Below are 21,212 nucleotides of genomic sequence, written 5' to 3' on the forward strand. Positions count from 1 at the left end.
AAGGAAATGTCTGAAAAATTAGTAGAAATCAAAGATTTAGAAATTTCCTTCGGTGAAGGAAGTAAGAAGTTTGTCGCAGTTAAAAATGCTAACTTCTTTATCAACAAGGGAGAAACGTTCTCGCTTGTAGGTGAGTCAGGTAGTGGGAAAACAACTATTGGTCGTGCTATCATTGGTCTCAATGATACAAGTAATGGAGATATCATTTTTGAAGGTCAAAAGATTAATGGTAAGAAATCGCGTGAACAAGCTGCAGAATTGATTCGTCGTATCCAGATGATTTTCCAAGACCCTGCTGCAAGTTTGAATGAACGTGCGACTGTTGATTATATTATTTCTGAAGGTCTTTACAATCACCGTCTGTTCAAAGATGAAGAAGAACGTAAAGAGAAAGTTAAAAATATTATCCGTGAAGTAGGGCTTCTTGCTGAGCACTTGACTCGCTACCCTCATGAATTCTCAGGTGGTCAACGTCAACGTATCGGTATTGCCCGTGCCTTGGTCATGCAACCAGATTTTGTTATTGCGGATGAGCCAATTTCAGCCTTGGACGTTTCTGTGCGTGCCCAAGTCTTGAACTTGCTCAAAAAATTCCAAAAAGAACTTGGTTTGACCTATCTCTTTATCGCCCATGACTTGTCTGTCGTTCGCTTTATTTCAGATCGTATCGCAGTTATTTACAAGGGTGTTATTGTAGAGGTTGCTGAAACAGAAGAATTGTTTAACAATCCAATTCACCCATATACTCAAGCCTTGCTTTCAGCGGTACCAATCCCAGATCCAATCTTGGAACGTAAGAAGGTCTTAAAGGTTTACGACCCGAGTCAACACGACTATGAGACTGATAAGCCATCTATGGTTGAAATCCGTCCAGGTCATTATGTTTGGGCTAACCAAGCCGAATTGGCGCGTTACCAACAAGGGTTAAACTAATAATGGTTTTATAATTTCCATGTCAACTTTTATGGAAATTATAAACCTTTTTTTGTTGGACTGATTTGAAAAAACTTTGAAAGTGCCTTGAAAGAATTTTCGAAAAATTTTAAAATGATATAGTAAAATGAAATAAAAATAGGATAAATCAATCAGGACAGTCAAATCAATTTCTAGTAATGTTTTAGAAGTCAAAGTGTACTATTCTGTTTCAATCTACTATAGTCTAATACTCTTCGAAAATCTCTTCAAACCACGTCAGCTCTATCTACCACCTTAAAACAGTGTTTTGAGCAACCTGAGGCTAGCTTCCTAGTTTTCTTTTTGATTTTCATTGAGTATAATATCTACAATGTAAAAAACTCTAGCTATCAGTTCATTGATAGTTAGAGTTTTTTCTATTCATATGATTTAAGGAGATTAAATAAGGCTTCTACTTCTGATGACGGTGTAGCTGATTTAAGGTAAGCGTAATAAACTGTAAAAGTTATCTTGTCCTTCGGTATAAGAGGAATTTTTATTAAATCATCATCTTCATCAGAAAGTGCGATATCAGCCAGTAAACTAAGGCCAATCCCTTTCTTTAAAAGTTCTTTAAGGATGGCAATGTCATCAGTCTTAAAGAATATTTCTGCCTTGTTTTGATGCTTCTGATTAAGCGTTTCAAAAGCTTTCAGGTGAACAAAGTGTTCGTCTAAGAGTATAAAGGATTGATCTACTAATTCTTCAAAAGCGAGGGAAGGAACAGTGGCAAAAGGATGGTTCTTAGATAAAACGACATACAGTTCTTTATGAAATAGCTCGTGTGTCTCTATTGAAGGATAATTGAGAGGTTCAATCAAACCGAGTAGGCTTGCATTAAGGTCTCCCTTAAGGAGAAGGTTTAATAACTCTACGGAGCCACCGCGGATAGGGCGTATCTTTTTTAAAAAATCGAATTTATCTTTTTCGTTTAAGGCAGCAAAGAGATACTGAATGATAATAGGAGGGAATCCTACAGTAGAGTATTGTGCCAAGGAGCGATTAATTTCTTTGCGAGTAGAAATGACCTCAGGTAAAATCAGTTCTGTATGCTTTAGAAGGATTTGTCCTTGAGGAGTTAGCTTGAAGGAACGATGCGAGGGGTCATGGTGAATCAATTTGCAGTTAAAGGATTCCTCTAAGCGCTTGATAGCATAAGAAATAGATGGTTGGCTGACTTTATGTTGTTTTGCTACTTCCGTATAGGATTGAAGCTGGCAGAGGTCATAAAAATATTGTAGATCTTTTAAATTCATATGGGTTCACTTTCATTAGTTGGAGAAGGAAAATAAGTGGAAAACAGCAGATAAATAATTTTTATCCGTATCCTACAATTTGACTATACGAGTATTCACCAGTTAAAATGTAAGTGAGTCAGGGTTCTCAAAGATTATCTAAGATACTCTCAAAAATGACCAACATTTTTTCTCGTTTATCAATAGGGAGCTGTTTAATCTTCATGTTGATTCTTTTGAGTGAAAGATTGTCACTCTTATCAGAGGTTGATTCAAGGCTATCAAAATTGAAAAATTCCTCTGGGGTCATTTCTAGGGCGTCAATTACTTTTTCAAGACTGTGAATGGTCAGATTCACATTTTGGTTTTCAAGTTGATTGATATACTTAAGCCCGAGTCCTGCTTGTTCCGAAAGTTCTTCCTGGCTCATTTTATTCTGTGTTCGAAAATATTTCACTTTTTGGGAAATATATTGTTGTAAATAGTTTTTAGTTGTCATATAAATAGAATACAAGTTTTATATGACAAAAAAACACCTTAAAAAATACAAAGTATTACATAACATACCTATATGATATTTATTTTAATGAGGATTGTCAATTTGTATGATTGGTTTATTTTACTCGAAACTTTTAGTAAAGAGTGATCATCGAGAGTTTGATGAGTTCAGAAATTTATAAAATATAACAACTTAAAGTATTATCAATAATAGTGTTTTAAGTATAAAAGAGCCTATTAGAAATTGTTCTCGTAGACTCATTATAACATATGCGTATACAATTGTATTATTTAAACAACAACGTTTCATGAACAATTTGTTTCATGTGGTATAATATAAATAAAAAGGAGGTTGCACTATGACTGCACATGATATTTTAAACAATCCTTTCCTCAATAAAGGTACTGCCTTTACCTTAGAGGAGCGAAAGGAACTAGGCCTTATTGGTTTACTGCCACCGTATGTTCAAACGATTGAAGAACAAGCGGCGCAAACTTATGCACAAATGCAAACAAAAGCCAATGATTTGGAAAAACGTCTTTTCCTAATGGAAATTTTTAATACCAACAGGACTCTTTTCTATTACCTCTTTTCTCAACATTTGAAAGAATTCAATCCAATTGTATATGATCCAACCATTGCAGATACGATTGAAGGCTATAGTGATCTTTTTGTAGATCCCCAATATGCGGGATATCTTGATATTAATCATCCTGAAAATATTGAAGCTACTTTGAAAAACGCTGCCGGGGGTCGCGAGATTCGTCTCATTGTTGTAACAGATGCAGAAGGAATCCTTGGAATTGGCGACTGGGGAACAAATGGTGTTGATATTTCTGTTGGGAATTGATGGTCTATACGGGTGCTGCTGGAATCGATCCTTCGATGGTCCTTCCTTTAGTCATTGATGCAGGGACTAACCGTGAAAAACTTCGTAACAATCCTAATTACTTAGGAAATCGTCACGAACGGGTCCGCGGAGATCGTTACTACGACTTCATTGACCAATTTGTTCAAACAGCAGAACGTCTCTTTCCTAAACTCTACCTTCACTGGGAAGACTTCGGCCGCTTGAATGCTGCCAATATTCTTGAAAAATACCGGAAACAAATTCCAACCTTTAATGATGATATTCAAGGTACAGGAATCGTTACCTTGGGTGGTATCTTTGGTTCGCTGGATATTAGTGGTGAAAAATTAACAGATCAAGTTTATCTCTGCTATGGTGGTGGTACTGCGGGTGCAGGAATTGCCTCTCGTGTTCTTCGTGAAATGGTAAGTGAAGGTCTTTCTGAAGAAGAAGCCTATAAACGGTTCTTTATGGTTGATAAACAAGGTCTACTCTTTGATGACATGGATGACTTGACACCAGAGCAAAAACCATTTGCTAAGAAACGTGCTGACTTTAGTAATGCAGACAAGTTGACTGACCTGCTTGAAGTAGTGAAGACTGTGAAGCCAACCATTCTTGTAGGAACTTCGACTCAACCTAATACCTTCACTAAAGAAATAGTAGAAGCTATGTGTGAAAATACAGAGCGTCCGATGATCTTCCCTTTGTCAAATCCAACCAAACTAGCAGAAGCTAGTGCCAAAGATTTGATTGAATGGTCAGATGGCAAAGCTTTTGTCGCAACAGGAATTCCTGCTGATACAGTTTCTTATAAAGGTGTAGACTATGTGATTGGTCAAGCCAATAATGCCTTGATTTACCCAGGTATTGGTCTAGGCATGCTGGCTTCTGAAGCAAGTCTTTTAACTGATGAAATGATTGGAGCAGCGGCTCATTCATTAAGTGGTATTGTCAATCCAGGCCAACCAGGAGCTCCTGTCTTGCCACCATTCAAGTATGTAGCAGATGTTTCTATTAAAGTAGCAGAAGCAGTCGCTAAAAAAGCACAAGAACAAGGTCTTGCACGAGCTAAGGAAACAGATATGGCCAAAGCAGTTCGTGATTTGAAGTGGTATCCAGAGTATAAATAATTCATTTCTGTTACCTATCCTCGGGATACTTAGCTTATTTTGGATATGTTAGCAATCTACAGAGTTGATAACCGAAAAGTAAAGAGATTGTCGTATTGACTATTGGTTTTAAACAGTATAAAATAACTGTCGATTTTTTGTCCGACTGCCAAGAGTCAGTTTAATAATAGACTAAAATCAAAACGCATTATATAATAGTGATATGAAATCAACCAAAGAAGAAATACAAGCCATCAAAACACTTTTAAAAAACTCTAGTACAACTGAATACCATAAAAGTCTTCAAATCGTTCTATTTTGTCTAATGGGAAAATCTTTGAAATTATCCTAAAAGAATTGAAAGCTTCCTGAAAGAATTTTCGAAAAATTTTAAAAAATTCTGAAATATTCTTGACAGGTGATGAAAAAGGTGGTAAGATAGGAAACATCAAAAAAGAAAGCAGAAAAAGAAATGAATAAGAAACAAGCTGTAACGATGAATCAAAACTTTTACTTTAGCTACTTTAGATAGTGTTTGTAGACATGTCACCATGGATGCAAACAGTTCAAGCAATTTGTTTGTATCTATGTGGCTAAGATTTTTGATTGTGGTCCATATAGATGAATATCTAAATGGACTAGCAAAGTTATAACTTGTTAGATTATTTCAAGCATCCGTTTAGATAGTATCTAGGCGGTTTTTTGTTTTATCTTTTCTGAGAAGGAGTTTCATTATGAAAGTTGTTCGAAAATTACTAGCACCCCTCTTGGTAGTGGGGATTCTCTTGACCTCTCTGATCAGTTTGCATCAGTTGAAGGCAGATAAGAAAAAAGATGTGTTTCGTATCGGTATTTCGCAATTTATTACTCACCAGTCCCTAGACGCTACTAGAGAAGGTTTTGTGGATGAGCTGGCTAAACAAGGCTATGTTGAGGGGAAAAATACTGAGATAGATTTGCAAAATGCACAAGGAGAACAAAGAAATCTAAAAACTATTTCCCAGCAACTAGCAGAATCTAGTGATGTCGTTCTAGCTATCGCAACGCCTTCTGCTCAGAGCTTGGCCAATACAACACAAACGACACCGGTTGTCTTTTCAGCTGTAACAGATCCTGTCAGTGCCAAGTTGGTTGAGTCAAGAGAACATCCTGGGGGCAATGTAACTGGGACAAGCGACCAGTCGTCAGATGCCATTTCAACCCAAATCAATTTGATAAAGAAAGTCCTACCAAAGGCTAAAATAATTGGAATTCTCTATACTCAGAGCGAGCCCAATTCGGTTGTTCAAAAGGATGAAGCTAAGCGACTTCTGAAAGAAAAAGGCTTTACCGTTGTTGAAAAAACAATCTTGGACAGTAACAACGTCAAGGCGGCAGCAGAAAGCTTGATGGCAGAGGTGGATATGGTTTTTGTACCAACGGATAATATCATTTCGTCAACCATGGAAACAGTTAAGCAGGTTTCTATTAAACACAAGGTCCCAGTATTTGGTGGTTCAACAGAAATGGTTGCGGTTGGTGGCTTATATAACTACGGAACCAATTATGAAGAATTGGGACGTCAGACAGCACGAATGCTGGTTCGTGTTTTAAAAGGTGAGAAGCCAGAAAATATAGCAGTTGAGTTGCCTGAAAAACTGGAATTGCATACCAATCAAGAAATGGCAGATGCACTAGGAATTGATATTAGTAAGTTGGAAGGCAAAGAATAAGGAGGTTTAAGATGAATTTTGTGTTATCTAGTTTATCAGAAGGTTTGTTGTGGTCGATTATGGCGATTGGGGTCTACTTGACTTTCCGTATTTTGGATATTGCGGATATGACTGCTGAGGGAGCCTTTCCTCTGGGGGCAGCAGTCGTTGTATCACAGATACAGGCAGGGACAAATCCTTGGATTGCGACTTTACTTGCTTTGCTGGCAGGTATGGTAGCAGGTCTGGTATCAGGAATGCTCCACACCAAGATGAAAATCCCAGCTCTCTTGACAGGGATTGTGACCTTGACAGGGCTCTATTCCATCAATATTAAAATCATGGGAAGCGTGCCCAATCTTTCCTTGGGAGATTCTTCGACTGTCTTTAAACAGTTGGCTAGCTTGGGGTTGTCAAATGAAGAAGCTGTTTTCTCACTTAGTTTGGCCTGTCTATTACTTGTTTGTCTAGTCTTGACTCTTTTGATGAAAACGGAGATTGGCCTTGTCTTGCGTTCGACTGGGGACAATATTCCGATGAGTGAGGCAAATGGGGTCAATGTAGATACCATGAAGATTGTTGGTTACATGATTTCAAACGGCTTGATTGCCCTATGTGGTTCCTTATTTGCCCAAAATGATGGATTTTCAGATGTGACTTCTGGGACAGGAACCATCGTTGTTGGTTTGAGTGCAGTGATTATTGCGGAAGTCTTGATACACGACTTGACCATTGGAGGTCGCCTATTATCCATCGGAATCGGTGCTATTGTATACCGTTTGATTATTTTAAATATCTATGAAATTCCAAATCTAGATCAAAACTTGGTACGTCTCTTTAATGCAATTTTGCTCGCCTTAGTTTTATTTGCACCAGAATTGCAAAAGAGATTAAAGATTCGTGGTCTGAAATTGAGAAATGAATAGGAGGAGAAAGTTATGGCAAGTTTGTTAACACTTGAAAATATTCACAAAACATTTGAAGCAGGGACGGTCAATGAGAACCATGTCCTCAAAGGATTAGATTTAGAGGTTGAAGAGGGAGATTTTATCTCTGTGATTGGTGGAAATGGAGCAGGGAAATCCACTTTGATGAATATCTTGGCTGGCAATCTATCGGTTGACGAAGGGGACCTTTTGTTGGAAGGAAAATCCATTAAAAATCTGAGTGTCAGAAAGAGAGCCAAGGATATTGCCCGTGTTTTTCAAGATCCTAAGATGGGAACAGCTTCTCGCTTGACGATTGAGGAGAATATGGCTATTGCCTTGAGACGTGGGCAGAAGAGAGGGCTTGGTTGGGGCGTGAAGGAGAAGGATAGAATCCAGTTCCAAGAGGCCTTGAAGGAGTTGAATATTGGCCTTGAAAACCGCTTAAAAGTAGATACTCAATATCTCTCAGGAGGACAAAGACAGGCTTTGACTCTAGTCATGGCAGCTCTGGTGAAACCCAAACTTTTGCTTTTGGATGAACATACTGCGGCACTTGACCCGAAAACCAGTCAAATGGTGATGGATTTGACGCAAAAGATTGTGGAACACCATCAGTTGACGACCTTGATGATTACCCACGATATGAACCATGCGATTGAGTACGGAAATCGTCTCATTATGCTCTATCAAGGCAAGATAGTGGTGGATGTCAAGGGAGAAGAGAAAAAGCATCTGACAGTTGAAGACCTCATGCATCTCTTCCAGAAAAATAGTGGCCAAAGTCTAGTTAGTGATGAATTGGTTTTAGGATAAAGAAAAAGGCTGAGATGTGGCTCAATAATTTTTATGGCACAGAAGTGGAGATTGACTTACCTATAGCCTACCAAAATGGACAAATTTTGATTTCAAACTATGAAGATGCAGAAGTGTCTGAAAAAATTCTACTCAAACCGTATCAAACACTAGCTATTTATGTAAATTAAACTCAGTAAGGAGCCCTCTTTTGCAGAAAAGCAGGGTTCTTTTTGCTGTCTATTCCCTCTCTGAAAGCGTAAAACAAACTAGTCAGGGTGGCTAGTTTGTGGTATAATGAAAGAGACTCAAAAAGAAACAGGAGAAATATGATGGATTTACTTTTAGCAATTGTATTGATTGTGCTAGCTTTTCTAGGAGGAGCTCTTGGAGGGATGTACTTGGTTCGTAAGCAAATCGAAAAAGAATTCGCTGACAACCCACGTTTGAATGCTGAAGCAGTTCGTACTCTTTTGAGTGCAAATGGTCAAAAACCAAGCGAAGCTAAGGTACAACAAGTTTACCACCAAATCATCCGCCAACAAAAGGCAGCCCTTGCTAACAATAAAAAGAAAAAATAAATAAGGAAAAGTCTGGGATGAAAGTTCCAGACTTCTCACTATGTTGGCTAAGGGTTTAGGGATGAGACTTTTTCCTTGCATTCTATTGATATTTGATTATGATTAAGAGAGATAGTTGTTGATGAAGCTGTCATTCAGTTCATAAGGAACGGTAATCATAATGAACTATCAATCAGAAAAAAGACTAGAAAGAAGACTGTATGGATAATCGACCAATTGGTTTTTTGGATTCGGGTGTTGGGGGCTTGACCGTTGTGCGTGAGCTCATGCGCCAGCTTCCCCATGAAGAAATCGTCTATATTGGAGATTCGGCGCGGGCGCCCTATGGTCCCCGTCCTGCTGAGCAAATTCGTGAATATACTTGGCAGTTGGTCAACTTTCTCTTGACCAAGGATGTCAAAATGATTGTCATTGCTTGTAATACTGCGACTGCGGTCGTCTGGGAAGAAATCAAGGCTCAACTAGACATTCCTGTCTTGGGTGTGATTTTACCAGGAGCTTCGGCAGCCATCAAGTCTAGCCAAGGTGGGAAAATCGGGGTCATTGGAACGCCCATGACGGTACAATCAGACATTTATCGTCAGAAAATTCATGATCTGGATCCAGACTTACAGGTGGAGAGTTTGGCCTGTCCCAAGTTTGCCCCCTTGGTGGAGTCTGGTGCCCTGTCAACCAGTGTCACCAAGAAAGTAGTCTATGAGACCCTGCGTCCCTTGGTTGGAAAGGTGGATAGCCTGATTTTGGGTTGCACCCATTATCCACTGCTCAGACCTATTATTCAAAATGTCATGGGACCAAAAGTTCAGCTCATCGATAGTGGAGCAGAGTGCGTACGGGATATCTCAGTCTTACTTAATTATTTTGAAATCAATCGTGGTCGCGATGCCGGACCACTCCATCACCGTTTTTACACAACAGCCAGCAGCCAAAGTTTTGCACAAATTGGTGAAGAATGGCTGGAAAAAGAGATTTATGTGGAGCATGTAGAATTATGACAAATAAAATTTATGAATATAAGGATGACCAGGACTGGTATGTTGGGTCCTATGGTATTTTTGGTGGCGTCCGGACGTTGACGGATGATGACTTGGATTTTCCTCTATTGGAGTTTGCCCAAAGATTTCGAGATGAGGATCGAGGTTTTCCTGTTTCTGTTACTGTTTTACGCTATGGTTCTCTCTACCGTTTATTGTCTTTTGTGGTAGATATCCTCAACCAAGAAATGGGACGAAATGTGGAAGTTATCCAACGTCAAGGGGCTCTGCTCTTGGTTGAAAATGGGCAACTCTTGTATGTGGAATTGCCCAAAGAAGGGGTCGATGTTCATGATTTCTTTGAGACAAACAAGGTCAGAGAAACCTTATTGATTGCGACTCGTAACGAGGGCAAGACCAAGGAATTCCGAGCTATCTTTGACAAGCTAGGCTACGATGTGGAAAATCTTAATGACTACCCTGACCTACCGGAAGTAGCAGAAACAGGTATGACCTTCGAAGAAAATGCCCGTCTCAAGGCAGAAACTATTTCTCAATTAACGGGCAAGATGGTTTTGGCAGATGACTCAGGTCTCAAAGTCGATGTCCTTGGTGGCTTGCCAGGTGTCTGGTCAGCTCGTTTCGCAGGAGTGGGAGCTACTGACCGTGAAAACAATGCCAAACTCTTGCACGAATTGGCCATGGTCTTTGAACTCAAGGACCGCTCGGCTCAATTCCATACAACCCTAGTCGTAGCCAGTCCAAACAAGGAAAGTTTGGTTGTTGAAGCAGACTGGCCTGGCTACATTAACTTTGAACCTAAGGGTGAAAATGGATTTGGTTACGATCCTCTCTTCCTTGTAGGAGAGACAGGCAAATCCTCAGCTGAATTAACCCTTGAAGAAAAAAATAGTCAATCTCACCGTGCCTTAGCCGTTAAGAAACTTTTGGAGGTATTTCCATCATGGCAAAGCAAATCATCATTGTAATGAGCGATTCTCATGGCGATAGCTTGATTGTGGAAGAAATCCGTGATCGCTATGTAGGCAAAGTTGATGCCGTTTTTCATAACGGCGATTCTGAACTGCGTCCTGATTCTCCCCTTTGGGAAGGCATCCGTGTTGTTAAAGGGAACATGGACTTCTACGCCGGCTACCCAGAACGTTTGGTGACTGAGCTTGGTTCGACCAAGATTATCCAAACCCATGGTCACTTGTTTGACATCAATTTCAACTTTCAAAAGTTGGACTACTGGGCTCAGGAAGAAGAGGCCGATATCTGTCTTTATGGTCACTTGCATGTGCCAAGTGCTTGGATGGAAGGCAAGACCCTCTTTCTAAATCCAGGTTCCATCAGTCAACCACGTGGGACCATCAGAGAATGTCTCTATGCTCGTGTGGAGATTGATGATAGTTATTTTAAAGTGGACTTTTTGACACGAGACCATGAGGTGTATCCAGGCTTGTCCAAGGAGTTTAGCCGATGATTGCCAAGGAGTTTGAAACTTTCTTGTTGGGGCAGGAGGAAACTTTTTTGACTCCTGCTGAAAATCTAGCCGTGTTGATTGATACCCACAATGCAGATCACGCGACCCTCTTGCTCAGTCAGATGACCTATACCCGTGTTCCCGTTGTGACAGATGAAAAACAGTTTGTTGGGACGATTGGGCTCAGAGATATTATGGCTTATCAGATGGAGCATGACTTGAGTCAAGAAATCATGGCAGATACGGATATCGTTCATATGACCAAAACGGACGTAGCGGTCGTCTCGCCTGATTTTACCATTACGGAGGTCTTGCACAAGCTGGTAGATGAGTCATTCTTGCCGGTTGTGGATGCGTCTGGTATTTTCCAAGGAATCATCACGCGCAAGTCTATCCTCAAGGCAGTCAATGCCCTCTTGCACGACTTTAGTAAGGAATATGAGATTCGATGCAAATGAGAGACAGGATTTCAGCCTTTTTAGAAGAAAAGCAGGGCTTATCTGCCAATTCCAAGCAGTCCTATAAGTATGATTTGGAGCAATTTTTAGACGTCGTGGGCGAGCGGATTTCGGAGACCAGTCTCAAGATTTACCAAGCCCAGCTAGCCAATCTAAAAATCAGCGCTCAGAAGCGAAAGATTTCGGCCTGTAACCAATTTCTCTACTTTCTCTATCAAAAAGGAGAAGTGGACAGCTTTTATCGTTTGGAATTAGCCAAACAAGCTGAAAAGAAGACCTCAAAACCAGAACTGTTAAACCTAGACTCTTTTTGGCAGGAAAGTAATTATCCAGAGGGGCGTTTACTGGCTCTTCTTATCTTAGAAATGGGGCTCTTGCCGAGTGAGATTTTGGATCTCAAGGTTGTGGATATCAATCTAGATTTTCAAGTGTTGCGAATCAAGAAGGCTTCCCAACAGAGGATTGTCACCATTCCCACGACCTTGCTTTCAGAATTGGAACCCTTGATGGGGCAAACCTATCTTTTTGAAAGGGCAGGGAAAGCCTATTCTCGTCAGTGGGCCTTTCGTCAGTTAGAAGCTTTTGTCAAGGAGAAAGGTTTTCCAGCACTATCAGCCCAAGCCCTACGGGAACAGTTCATTCTAAGACAAATAGAAAAGAAGGTCGATTTGTACGAAATTGCAAAAAAATTAGGATTAAAAACAGTCCTGACCTTAGAAAAATATAGATAATGGATATTAAATTAAAAGATTTTGAAGGGCCCTTGGACTTGCTTTTGCACCTGGTTTCTAAGTACCAGATGGATATCTATGATGTGCCCATCACGGAAGTCATTGAGCAGTATCTAGCCTATGTCTCAACCCTGCAGGCCATGCGTCTGGAAGTGACGGGCGAGTACATGGTCATGGCCAGTCAGCTCATGTTGATCAAGAGCCGCAAGCTTCTTCCAAAGGTAGCGGAAGTGACAGATTTGGAGGATGACCTAGAGCAGGATCTTCTCTCCCAAATCGAAGAATACCGTAAGTTTAAGCTCTTGGGTGAGCACTTGGAAGCCAAGCACCAAGAACGGGCCCAGTATTATTCTAAAGCACCGACAGAGTTGATTTACGAAGATGCGGAGCTTGTGCATGACAAGACGACCATTGACCTCTTTTTGGCTTTTTCAAATATCCTAGCCAAGAAAAAAGAGGAGTTTGCACAGAATCACACGACCATCTTGCGGGATGAGTATAAGATTGAGGACATGATGGTTATCGTGAAAGAGTCCTTGACTGGACGAGATCAATTGTGCTTGCAGGATTTGTTTAAGGAAGCCCAGAATCTCCAAGAGGTCATCACCCTCTTTTTGGCAACCCTAGAGTTAATCAAAACCCAGGAGCTGATCCTCGTGCAAGAGGAAAGTTTCGGAGATATTTATCTCATGGAAAAGAAGGAAGAAAGTCAAGTGGCCCAAAGCTAGACTTGATAGAGAGGAAAGATGAGTACTTTAGCAAAAATAGAAGCGCTCTTGTTTGTAGCGGGTGAAGATGGGATTAGAGTCCGCCAGTTAGCTGAACTTCTCTCTCTGCCACCGACAGGCATCCAACAGAGTTTAGAAAAATTAGCCCAGAAGTATGAAAAGGACCCAGATTCCAGTTTGGCTCTAATTGAGACAGGGGGCGCTTATAGATTGGTGACCAAGCCTCAATTTGCAGCGGTTTTGAAGGAATACTCTAAGGCACCTATCAACCAGAGTTTATCTCGGGCTGCCCTTGAAACCTTGTCCATCATTGCCTACAAGCAGCCCATCACACGGATAGAGATTGATGCCATCCGTGGGGTCAACTCGAGTGGGGCCTTGGCAAAGTTGCAGGCCTTTGACTTGATACGAGAAGACGGGAAAAAAGAAGTGTTGGGTCGCCCCAACCTCTATGTAACTACAGATTATTTCCTAGATTACATGGGGATAAATCATTTGGAAGAATTACCAGTGATTGATGAGCTTGAGATTCAAGCCCAAGAAAGCCAATTATTTGGTGAAAGGATAGAAGAAGATGAGAATCAATAAGTATATTGCCCACGCAGGTGTGGCCAGTAGGAGAAAAGCAGAAGAGCTGATCAAGCAAGGCTTGGTGACGGTCAATGGTCATGTAGTGCGTGAACTAGCAACGACCATCAAGTCAGGCGACAAGGTCGAAGTGGAAGGTCAACCTATCTACAACGAAGAAAAGGTCTATTATCTGCTTAACAAACCACGCGGTGTGATTTCCAGTGTGACAGATGACAAGGGCCGCAAGACGGTTGTCGATCTCTTGCCCAACGTGAAGGAGCGCATCTACCCTGTAGGTCGTTTGGACTGGGATACATCAGGAGTCTTGATTTTGACCAATGATGGGGATTTTACGGATGAGATGATTCACCCTCGTAATGAGATTGACAAGGTTTATGTCGCGCGTGTTAAAGGTGTGGCCAATAAGGACAATCTCCGCCCCTTGACCCGTGGACTTGAGATTGATGGTAAGAAAACCAAACCAGCTGTCTATGAGATTCTCAAAGTGGATCCAGTCAAAAACCGCTCTGTGGTGCAGTTGACCATTCATGAAGGGCGTAACCACCAGGTTAAAAAGATGTTTGAAGCTGTCGGTCTCCAAGTGGACAAGTTGTCACGGACCCGTTTCGGACACCTAGACTTGACAGGACTCCGTCCAGGAGAATCCCGTCGTCTTAATAAAAAAGAAATTAGCCAACTACACACCATGGCTGTAACCAAGAAATAATGAAACGAATTTTAATAGCGCCTGTGCGCTTTTACCAACGTTTTATCTCACCAGCCTTTCCACCCTCTTGTCGCTTTGAGCCGACTTGTTCAAACTACATGATTCAGGCTATTGAGAAACATGGCTTCAAGGGTGTCTTGATGGGCTTGGCTCGGATTTTACGTTGCCATCCCTGGTCGAAAACAGGTAAGGACCTCGTCCCAGACCATTTTTCCCTCAAACGGAATCAAGAAGGGGAATGAGGTTGGGCAAACAGATTTCAAAATGATAAAAACGCATCCTATCAGGTTTGAGTGAGCTTGATAGGATGCGTTTTATCATGTAAAGATGTGATTGAGTTTAAAGTAGCTTATTTCAAGGCTTTTTGTGCGTCTTCAATCATGAGTTTTGTTGATTCAAGTCCGCCTCCGCTTAGATACCAGAGATCTGGTGTTAGTTGGATAATCTTGCCATTTTTAGCGGCAGGTGTTTCAGCGATAAGGGCATTTTCTAGGACGCCGTCGTTGCTAGAGTTGTCCCCACCGATGGCAAGGGTACGGTTGATGACAAAGAGGATGTCAGGGTTGATTTCTTTGACACTTTCAAAGCTGACTTCTTGTCCGTGGCGTGAGTCTTCAAATTTAGTGTCAGTTGGCTTGAATTTCAAGGTTTGATACAAGAAAGAGAAACGAGATTGGGCACCAAAGGCTGCCATTTTTCCTTCATTAAGGAGGATGGCAAGGGCTTTTTTGTCAGAGCTTTCATTTTTAGTAGCGACTTCTTGGATGCTCTTGTCTAGCTTAGCTAATTCTTCTTTGGCTTTCTGTGTACCAGTTTCACCAAAGGCGCTTGCTAAGGATTCGATATTAGTCTTGGTAGAAGTCCAGTAGTCATCTTTGCCTGCTTGGAAGAGAACAGTCGGAGCGATTTCGTTGAACTTATCTACGAATTTTTGGGTACGTGGTGAAGCGATAATTAGGTCTGGTTCAAGAGCAGCAAGGGCTTCTAGGTCTGGCTCAACCATAGAACCAACATTTTTAACTTTTCCAGCTAGGTCTTTAAGATAAGTCGGAACAGTTTTTGTAGGCATTCCGACGATATTCTTTTCAAAACCTAAAGCGCGAATAGTATCCGCAGCACCGAGGTCAAAGGTCACAATCTTTTCAGGGACTTTTGAAAGTGTGACTACACCTAGTGAACTTTTAATGGTTACCTCTGTTGGAGCAGAGCTACTTGACTCCGTCTTACTAGTGCTTGAGTTTGTACTACATGCACCAAGTAGGAGCAAGAAGCTGGCCGCTAGGGCAGTGAGATAAAGTTTAAGGGATGTTTTCATGATTTCTCCTTTTTAAAATGTGATAACGATGTAGGGAGTCTCTTAGTGATGTTTATTAAGAGACAGAGTTTTCTCTAACAGGGGCTCAGAATGGCTAGCTATAGATACAGATTTTTTTGCCATTGATATCAGCCAGCGTGATGGGAATCTCATAGAGTTGACTGAGAAGGTCAGCCTGCATGATTTGATTTGTGGTTCCCTTGCGAAAGACTTGGCCGTCCTTGAAGGCAACAATTTCATCCGCATACTGGCTAGCCATGTTGATATCGTGGAGGACGATGATAATGGTCTTTCCGAGTTCTTCCACTAGTCTCCGAAGAATCTGCATCATGCTGACGCTTTGCTTGATATCAAGATTGTTAAGCGGTTCGTCTAGCAAGATAAAGTCTGTATCCTGGGCCAGTACCATAGCGATAAAGACACGCTGGAGTTGTCCACCAGACAGACTATCGATGTAGCGGTCCTTTAAGTTAGTCAGTTCCAGATAGTCCAGAGTTTCTCGGATTTTTTCCCAATCTTCTGGTCTCAGTCGACCTCGGCTGTAGGGAAAACGTCCAAAACTGACCAGTTCTTCTACAGTCAATTTGGCTTGGTAATTGATCTTCTGCTTTAGGATAGTCAGTTCTTTGGCTAGTTCTTGCGAATTCCAACTCTCAATTTCACGACCTTTGATACTGAGAATTCCCTGATCCTTCTTGGTCAGTCTGCTCATGATGGAGAGGAGAGTCGATTTTCCAGCACCATTTGGACCAATGAAGGCTGTTAGTTTCTGAGGACTGATTTCAAGGGAAATACCTTGCAGAATATCCTGTTTTTGAATGGATTTGTCAATGTTTTCCAGTTTCACCGACGTGACCTCCTGTATAGTAAGATAAAGAATAAGAGACCTCCAACGCTCTCAATGATCATGCTGATTCGAATTTCCAGTGCAAAGACTCGTTCAATCAGGGCTTGTCCCAAGGTCAAACTGATAAATCCGATCAGAATGGCTACGATAAAGAGTATCTTGTGCTGATAGTCTTTGACAATCAGGTAGGTGAGGTTAGCCAGCATAAAGCCGAAGAAGGCCATAGGTCCTACCAAGGCAGTGGTAGTTGAGGTCAAAAGCACGATACCCCAGAGGAGTTCTCTCTGTTCTTTTTCCACATCGAGCCCCAATATTTGAGCCGTTGCTCTTTGCAGGTGCAAGACATCCAGAATAACTGCTTTTCGAAAGAAAAAGATGGTCAAAGCGAGGATGATTAGAGAACCGATGGCTAGGATGGAAGTGTTGAGATGTTGAAAGGAGGCAAAGAGACTGTTCTGCAGTTTATCGTATTCGTTTGGATCCATCAGGACCTGAAGGAAGGTACTGATATTTCGAAAGAGACTTCCGAGTGCTAGACAGATTAGCAGGATGAAGACCAGGTCGTGTTTTATCAGTGTCTTCAAGTAGCCTTGCAAGGCAAGAAAGAAGAGGGATTGAAGCAGAAGCAAAACTAGGAATTCTAAGATAGGAGACTTGCCAAGTTGAAGAAACTTACTTTCAAAAACCAGTAGCAGAGTTTGCAGTAGGACGTAGAAGGATTCGATTCCCAAAATACTTGGCGTCAGGAAGCGATTTTCCGTTAGGGTTTGAAAACTAATGGTCGAAATCCCTGTCGCGATGGCTACCAAGAGATAAACGATAATCTTTTGGGAACGCAACTTCCAAGCAAAGGCTGACAAGTGAGTGATGGGCCAAAAGTAGAGAAGGCAAGCTCCGATGGCAAGAATAATGAGAATCCAGAAGAGCTTGGTATGTTTGCTTTTAGACGGCATCTTTTCGTCCTCCTCTCCAGAGAAGTAGGATAAAGACGAGACTACCGATGATTCCTAGCAAGAGACTGACAGACAACTCATAGGGCCGAATCAGAACTCGGGATAGGATATCGCAAGTCAGAACTAAATTGGCACCGATCAGTGCGACGATGAGTTTGGTTTGACTTAGATTATCTCCATAGTGCTTGCGAACAAGATTGGGAACGATGACCCCGAGAAATGGCAAGCCACCCACAGTAATCATGGTAACACTAGTCGTTAGCGCCACCAGAAAGAGGGCCAGTTTTTCAAGCAGGGAGTAGGAAATCCCCAAACTTTCGCTGGTTTCTTTCCCTAAATTCATGATGGTAAAGGTTTGGGATAATTTCCAAACGGCTATCAGGATAATGAGCCCTAAGAAGAGCCACTCATACTGATGGGTCTGAATCATGGAGAAGGAGCCCTGGGTCCAGGCGGTCATACTCTGAACCAGATTGAAACGGTAGGCGATAACTTCTGTCACAGAACCGATAATTCCACTATAGATGATCCCAATCAAGGGTAGCATCCACCTTTCCTTTACAGAGAAAATAGTCATAAAGGCTAGGAAGAAGAGGGTGAATGTGATGGATGAAACAAAAGCGAAGAGCATCTTTTGGGTCAGACTAGCAGACGGAAAGACAAAGAGGCTCAGTACCATTCCCAGTTTGGCAGCTTCAGTGGTTCCAACTGTACTCGGAGCAGCAAACTGATTTTGAGTGATGGTCTGCATGAGCAGTCCGGCCATACTCATACTAGAGGCGGTCAGAAGAATGCTGATAGTTCTTGGAAGACGGGACTCCTGAAAGAGAAGCCAGGTCTGCTGGTCGAAAGCAAAGAGCTTTTTCCATGAAAAATCACTGGTCCCAATGCTAATAGAGAGAAAGATTAGGAGTAGAAGTAAGCCAATTAAATAATGAGAAAGTTTCATACCCCATCCTTTCAAATAGATTTGGTATCGAAAGATACCCGCGGATATTACTGTAACACGATTTCTTTAATCTGTCAATAAATTTTCTGACAATTTAATGAATAAAACAAGGAGAGAGCGCCAAGGCTTTCTCCTTTGTTATCCTATTCCAAAATGTTTTTGCCTTCTTTAACACGCCAACGATAATCTGATAAAATAATATCTTCGAGGGAGTAGCTAGCCTTCCAATCAAGATATTTTTTAGCTTTTGATGCGTCTGCTAGGACGCTAGCTGGGTCACCAGCACGGCGAGCAACAATTTCGTGTGGTATTTTTTGATTCAGTAATTCTTCAGCAGTTTTAAAGATTTCTTTGACGGTATAGCCTTTTTCAGTTCCTAAGTTAAAGATTTGAGAAGAACTGTCTTCTTGAAATAGGTAGTTCATTCCTTTAACATGAGCCTGTGCAAGATCCAAGACATGAATGTAATCTCGAATACATGAACCGTCACGTGTATCGTAGTCATCTCCAAATATTTTTAGGCTATCATTTTGTCCCAATGCGGTTTTGTTGATATTGGGAATGATGTGAGTTGGATTTTTCACACGTAGACCGTTTGAAGCATCCATTTCAGCCCCAGCAACATTAAAGTAACGGAAAATGACATATTTCCAATCATAGCGATTGGCCATCCAGTAAATCATTCGTTCACCCATCAGTTTTGTTTCTGCATAAGGGTTGACAGGGTCGAGCAGGGTATCTTCAGTTGCTGGCTTGTCAATACAGTTATTACCATAGAGGGAAGCAGTCGAAGAGAACATGATTTTTTGAATGCCAACTTCAGATAAGACTTTGAGAACTTGGTTCATACCAGCAACATTGGCAGTGAAGTATTTGCTTGGGTTTTCAATGCTTTCGCTCACAACAATTTCACCTGCACAATGAAGAACAGCATCAATCTGATTTTCTTCCAAATAAGTTTTTAAGGCGCTAGCATCATAAACATCCAGTTGTTTAAAGCTAGCACGACTATCCACAGCCGCTCGATTTCCTGTAGAGAGATTATCGAGGACATGTACCTGATAGCCAGAATTTAAAAGAGCTTTAACGGTATGGGAGCCAATGTAGCCAGCCCCACCTGTGACAAGAATTGTTTTGGTCATGATTTTTTCCTTTTCCTAGTTTTGTACTATTTTAAAGAAAGAAGAAGGCAAAGTCAACCATTTTCTGGAAATTTCATGAAAAATATAGCATTGGATTGTTTTTTGTTTGTGAATTAATGGTTTGGTTGGTCTTGGAATAGTTCTTAGATTTCACCTCACATGCAAGAAAATACAAGCTTTTTCTAAGATACAGTAAGACTAAGATACTAATTTAGAAATCCACCTTCCCGCTATCCTTCTCCTATAAAAAGTGGTAAAATGGATGAAAGAAAGAAGGAACTGAAATGACAACATTATTTTCAAAAATCAAAGAAGTAACAGAACTTGCTGCGATCTCAGGTCATGAAGCACCTGTCCGTGCTTATCTTCGTGAAAAGTTGACACCGCATGTGGATGAAGTGGTGACAGATGGCTTGGGTGGTATTTTCGGGGTTAAACATTCAGAAGCTGCAGATGCGCCGCGCGTCTTGGTCGCTTCTCACATGGATGAAGTTGGTTTTATGGTCAGCGAGATTAAGCCAGACGGTACCTTCCGTGTCGTTGAGATTGGCGGTTGGAATCCTATGGTGGTTAGTAGCCAGCGCTTTAAACTCTTTACTCGTGACGGTCGTGAAATTCCTGTGATTTCAGGTTCTGTTCCGCCACATTTGACTCGTGGTAAGGGCGGACCAACCATGCCAGTCATTGCAGATATCGTCTTTGATGGTGGTTTTGCGGATAAGGCTGAGGCAGAAAGCTTTGGCATCCGTCCTGGTGACACCATTGTACCAGATAGTGCTGCAATCTTGACAGCCAATGAAAAAAATATCATCTCAAAAGCTTGGGACAACCGCTACGGTGTTCTTATGGTTAGCGAGTTGGCGGAAGCTCTGTCAGGTCAAAAACTCGGAAATGAACTCTATCTTGGCTCTAACGTCCAAGAAGAAGTTGGTCTGCGTGGTGCTCATACTTCCACAACCAAGTTTGACCCAGAAGTCTTCCTCGCAGTTGATTGCTCACCAGCAGGTGATGTCTACGGTGGTCAAGGCAAGATTGGAGATGGAACCTTGATTCGTTTCTACGATCCAGGTCACTTGCTTCTCCCAGGGATGAAGGATTTTCTTTTGACAACGGCTGAAGAAGCTGGTATCAAGTACCAATACTACTGTGGTAAAGGCGGAACAGACGCTGGCGCAGCTCATTTGAAAAATGGTGGTGTCCCATCAACAACAATCGGAGTCTGTGCTCGTTATATCCATTCTCACCAAACCCTCTACGCAATGGATGACTTCCTAGAAGCGCAAGCTTTCTTACAAGCTTTGGTGAAGAAATTGGATCGTTCAACGGTTGATTTGATTAAAAATTATTAAACCATAAGGGAGGTGGTAGGGATGGTAGAACCAAACCTAGAAAGCCTTGTAAAAGATCTTTACAATCATGCTCGACATGATTTGAGTGAAGATTTAGTTGCTGCTCTCCTAGAGACTGCTAAAAAACTGCCTACTACAAATGAGCAATTGCTGGCAGTCCGTCTCTCAGGCCTGGTCAATCGTGAATTGCTCAAGAATCCTAGACATCCGGCACCTGAGTTGCTCAACTTGGCTCGCTTTATCAAAAGAGAAGAAGCTAAGTACAGAGGAACCGCAGCTTCTGCGCTTATGTATGGGGAGCTCTTTAAAATGCTTTGATTCCATTGTGAATCAAAGCATT

At 41.5% G+C, this 21,212-nt stretch carries 23 protein-coding genes and 3 pseudogenes; 19 read left to right on the forward strand and 7 right to left on the reverse strand.

The window, feature by feature from the left end:
• The first annotated feature begins 6 nt into the window (after positions 1 to 6).
• Positions 7 to 933, forward strand: a complete 927-nt coding sequence (locus CYK16_RS07185; RefSeq protein ID WP_033688124.1) for an ATP-binding cassette domain-containing protein — start codon at positions 7 to 9, stop codon at positions 931 to 933.
• A gap of 398 nt (positions 934 to 1,331) precedes the next feature.
• On the opposite strand, the gene CYK16_RS07190 is transcribed toward CYK16_RS07185, so the two are convergent.
• Together CYK16_RS07190 and CYK16_RS07195 are read right to left on the reverse strand one after the other, a co-directional pair.
• The gene (locus tag CYK16_RS07190; protein WP_060806098.1) at positions 1,332 to 2,210 is read right to left on the reverse strand and encodes a LysR family transcriptional regulator; all 879 of its coding nucleotides are present in this window, start codon (positions 2,208 to 2,210) and stop codon (positions 1,332 to 1,334) included.
• 127 nt (positions 2,211 to 2,337) lie between these two features.
• Positions 2,338 to 2,688 (reverse strand): helix-turn-helix domain-containing protein, encoded by a 351-nt coding sequence (locus tag CYK16_RS07195; protein ID WP_000208712.1) that lies wholly within the window; start codon positions 2,686 to 2,688, stop codon positions 2,338 to 2,340.
• 358 nt (positions 2,689 to 3,046) lie between these two features.
• On the opposite strand from CYK16_RS07195, the pseudogene CYK16_RS07200 reads away from it, so the two are divergent.
• The 16 genes and pseudogenes from CYK16_RS07200 to yidD all read left to right on the forward strand — a co-directional run bounded on the left by CYK16_RS07200 (position 3,047) and on the right by yidD (position 14,559).
• Positions 3,047 to 4,671, forward strand: a pseudogene (locus CYK16_RS07200) (malolactic enzyme).
• A 202-nt stretch (positions 4,672 to 4,873) separates the two neighbouring features.
• Positions 4,874 to 4,993: pseudogene (locus CYK16_RS07205) on the forward strand (IS630 family transposase); the annotation flags it as partial.
• A gap of 391 nt (positions 4,994 to 5,384) precedes the next feature.
• A complete protein-coding gene (locus tag CYK16_RS07210) occupies positions 5,385 to 6,362 on the forward strand; it encodes an ABC transporter substrate-binding protein (protein ID WP_101776831.1) in 978 nt (325 codons plus the stop codon).
• A gap of 11 nt (positions 6,363 to 6,373) precedes the next feature.
• A complete protein-coding gene (locus CYK16_RS07215) occupies positions 6,374 to 7,267 on the forward strand; it encodes an ABC transporter permease (RefSeq protein WP_049486658.1) in 894 nt (297 codons plus the stop codon).
• Positions 7,268 to 7,279: 12 nt separating this feature from the next.
• Positions 7,280 to 8,083 (forward strand): ABC transporter ATP-binding protein, encoded by an 804-nt coding sequence (locus tag CYK16_RS07220; protein ID WP_000157668.1) that lies wholly within the window; start codon positions 7,280 to 7,282, stop codon positions 8,081 to 8,083.
• Positions 8,084 to 8,103: 20 nt separating this feature from the next.
• Positions 8,104 to 8,253: pseudogene (locus CYK16_RS07225) on the forward strand (alpha-glucosidase C-terminal domain-containing protein); the annotation flags it as partial.
• A gap of 141 nt (positions 8,254 to 8,394) precedes the next feature.
• Entirely contained in the window at positions 8,395 to 8,643 is a 249-nt protein-coding gene (locus CYK16_RS07230) for a YneF family protein (protein WP_000364990.1), read from the forward strand.
• Between the two features lie 200 nt (positions 8,644 to 8,843).
• A complete protein-coding gene (racE, locus tag CYK16_RS07235) occupies positions 8,844 to 9,638 on the forward strand; it encodes a glutamate racemase (RefSeq protein WP_000370377.1) in 795 nt (264 codons plus the stop codon).
• The gene (locus CYK16_RS07240; RefSeq protein WP_000182404.1) at positions 9,635 to 10,606 is read left to right on the forward strand and encodes a nucleoside-triphosphate diphosphatase; all 972 of its coding nucleotides are present in this window, start codon (positions 9,635 to 9,637) and stop codon (positions 10,604 to 10,606) included. The genes racE and CYK16_RS07240 overlap by 4 nt, the downstream gene beginning before the upstream one ends.
• Positions 10,582 to 11,103, forward strand: a complete 522-nt coding sequence (locus tag CYK16_RS07245; protein WP_001118598.1) for a metallophosphoesterase — start codon at positions 10,582 to 10,584, stop codon at positions 11,101 to 11,103. Before CYK16_RS07240 ends, CYK16_RS07245 begins: the two co-directional genes overlap by 25 nt.
• Positions 11,100 to 11,561: a cyclic-di-AMP-binding protein CbpB gene (gene cbpB, locus CYK16_RS07250; RefSeq protein WP_000560716.1), complete on the forward strand. Its 462-nt coding sequence runs from the start codon at positions 11,100 to 11,102 to the stop codon at positions 11,559 to 11,561. The genes CYK16_RS07245 and cbpB overlap by 4 nt, the downstream gene beginning before the upstream one ends.
• Positions 11,558 to 12,292 (forward strand): site-specific tyrosine recombinase XerD, encoded by a 735-nt coding sequence (xerD, locus tag CYK16_RS07255; RefSeq protein WP_004236637.1) that lies wholly within the window; start codon positions 11,558 to 11,560, stop codon positions 12,290 to 12,292. Before cbpB ends, xerD begins: the two co-directional genes overlap by 4 nt.
• Complete coding sequence (locus tag CYK16_RS07260) at positions 12,292 to 13,020, forward strand: segregation/condensation protein A (protein WP_000351899.1); 729 nt, start codon at positions 12,292 to 12,294, stop codon at positions 13,018 to 13,020. The genes xerD and CYK16_RS07260 overlap by 1 nt, the downstream gene beginning before the upstream one ends.
• Positions 13,021 to 13,038: 18 nt before the next feature.
• A complete protein-coding gene (scpB, locus tag CYK16_RS07265) occupies positions 13,039 to 13,608 on the forward strand; it encodes an SMC-Scp complex subunit ScpB (RefSeq protein WP_049543749.1) in 570 nt (189 codons plus the stop codon).
• Complete coding sequence (locus CYK16_RS07270; RefSeq protein WP_060806100.1) at positions 13,595 to 14,317, forward strand: pseudouridine synthase; 723 nt, start codon at positions 13,595 to 13,597, stop codon at positions 14,315 to 14,317. Before scpB ends, CYK16_RS07270 begins: the two co-directional genes overlap by 14 nt.
• Complete coding sequence (yidD, locus tag CYK16_RS07275) at positions 14,317 to 14,559, forward strand: membrane protein insertion efficiency factor YidD (protein ID WP_060806101.1); 243 nt, start codon at positions 14,317 to 14,319, stop codon at positions 14,557 to 14,559. Before CYK16_RS07270 ends, yidD begins: the two co-directional genes overlap by 1 nt.
• 107 nt (positions 14,560 to 14,666) lie before the next feature.
• Here the strand turns inward: yidD and CYK16_RS07280 are convergent, their stop codons facing one another.
• The 5 genes from CYK16_RS07280 to galE form a co-directional block, all read right to left on the reverse strand.
• Complete coding sequence (locus tag CYK16_RS07280) at positions 14,667 to 15,632, reverse strand: siderophore ABC transporter substrate-binding protein (RefSeq protein WP_101776833.1); 966 nt, start codon at positions 15,630 to 15,632, stop codon at positions 14,667 to 14,669.
• Positions 15,633 to 15,726: 94 nt separating this feature from the next.
• Positions 15,727 to 16,479, reverse strand: a complete 753-nt coding sequence (locus CYK16_RS07285) for an iron ABC transporter ATP-binding protein (protein ID WP_101776834.1) — start codon at positions 16,477 to 16,479, stop codon at positions 15,727 to 15,729.
• A complete protein-coding gene (locus CYK16_RS07290) occupies positions 16,476 to 17,432 on the reverse strand; it encodes an iron chelate uptake ABC transporter family permease subunit (protein ID WP_101776835.1) in 957 nt (318 codons plus the stop codon). The genes CYK16_RS07285 and CYK16_RS07290 overlap by 4 nt, the downstream gene beginning before the upstream one ends.
• Positions 17,422 to 18,381, reverse strand: a complete 960-nt coding sequence (locus CYK16_RS07295) for an ABC transporter permease (RefSeq protein WP_060806105.1) — start codon at positions 18,379 to 18,381, stop codon at positions 17,422 to 17,424. The genes CYK16_RS07290 and CYK16_RS07295 overlap by 11 nt, the downstream gene beginning before the upstream one ends.
• A gap of 143 nt (positions 18,382 to 18,524) precedes the next feature.
• Positions 18,525 to 19,523: a UDP-glucose 4-epimerase GalE gene (gene galE / locus CYK16_RS07300; RefSeq protein ID WP_081094088.1), complete on the reverse strand. Its 999-nt coding sequence runs from the start codon at positions 19,521 to 19,523 to the stop codon at positions 18,525 to 18,527.
• A gap of 284 nt (positions 19,524 to 19,807) precedes the next feature.
• Here galE and pepA point away from each other — a divergent pair, with 284 nt between their 5' ends.
• Both pepA and CYK16_RS07310 read left to right on the forward strand, forming a co-directional pair.
• Complete coding sequence (pepA, locus tag CYK16_RS07305) at positions 19,808 to 20,872, forward strand: glutamyl aminopeptidase (RefSeq protein WP_060806106.1); 1,065 nt, start codon at positions 19,808 to 19,810, stop codon at positions 20,870 to 20,872.
• A 21-nt stretch (positions 20,873 to 20,893) separates the two neighbouring features.
• Positions 20,894 to 21,190, forward strand: a complete 297-nt coding sequence (locus tag CYK16_RS07310) for a bacteriocin immunity family protein (protein WP_060806107.1) — start codon at positions 20,894 to 20,896, stop codon at positions 21,188 to 21,190.
• Positions 21,191 to 21,212: the final 22 nt, after the last annotated feature.

Origin of the sequence: Streptococcus oralis subsp. dentisani (assembly GCF_002860905.1) — a bacterium.
In the GTDB taxonomy this organism is placed as follows: domain Bacteria; phylum Bacillota; class Bacilli; order Lactobacillales; family Streptococcaceae; genus Streptococcus; species Streptococcus oralis_BA.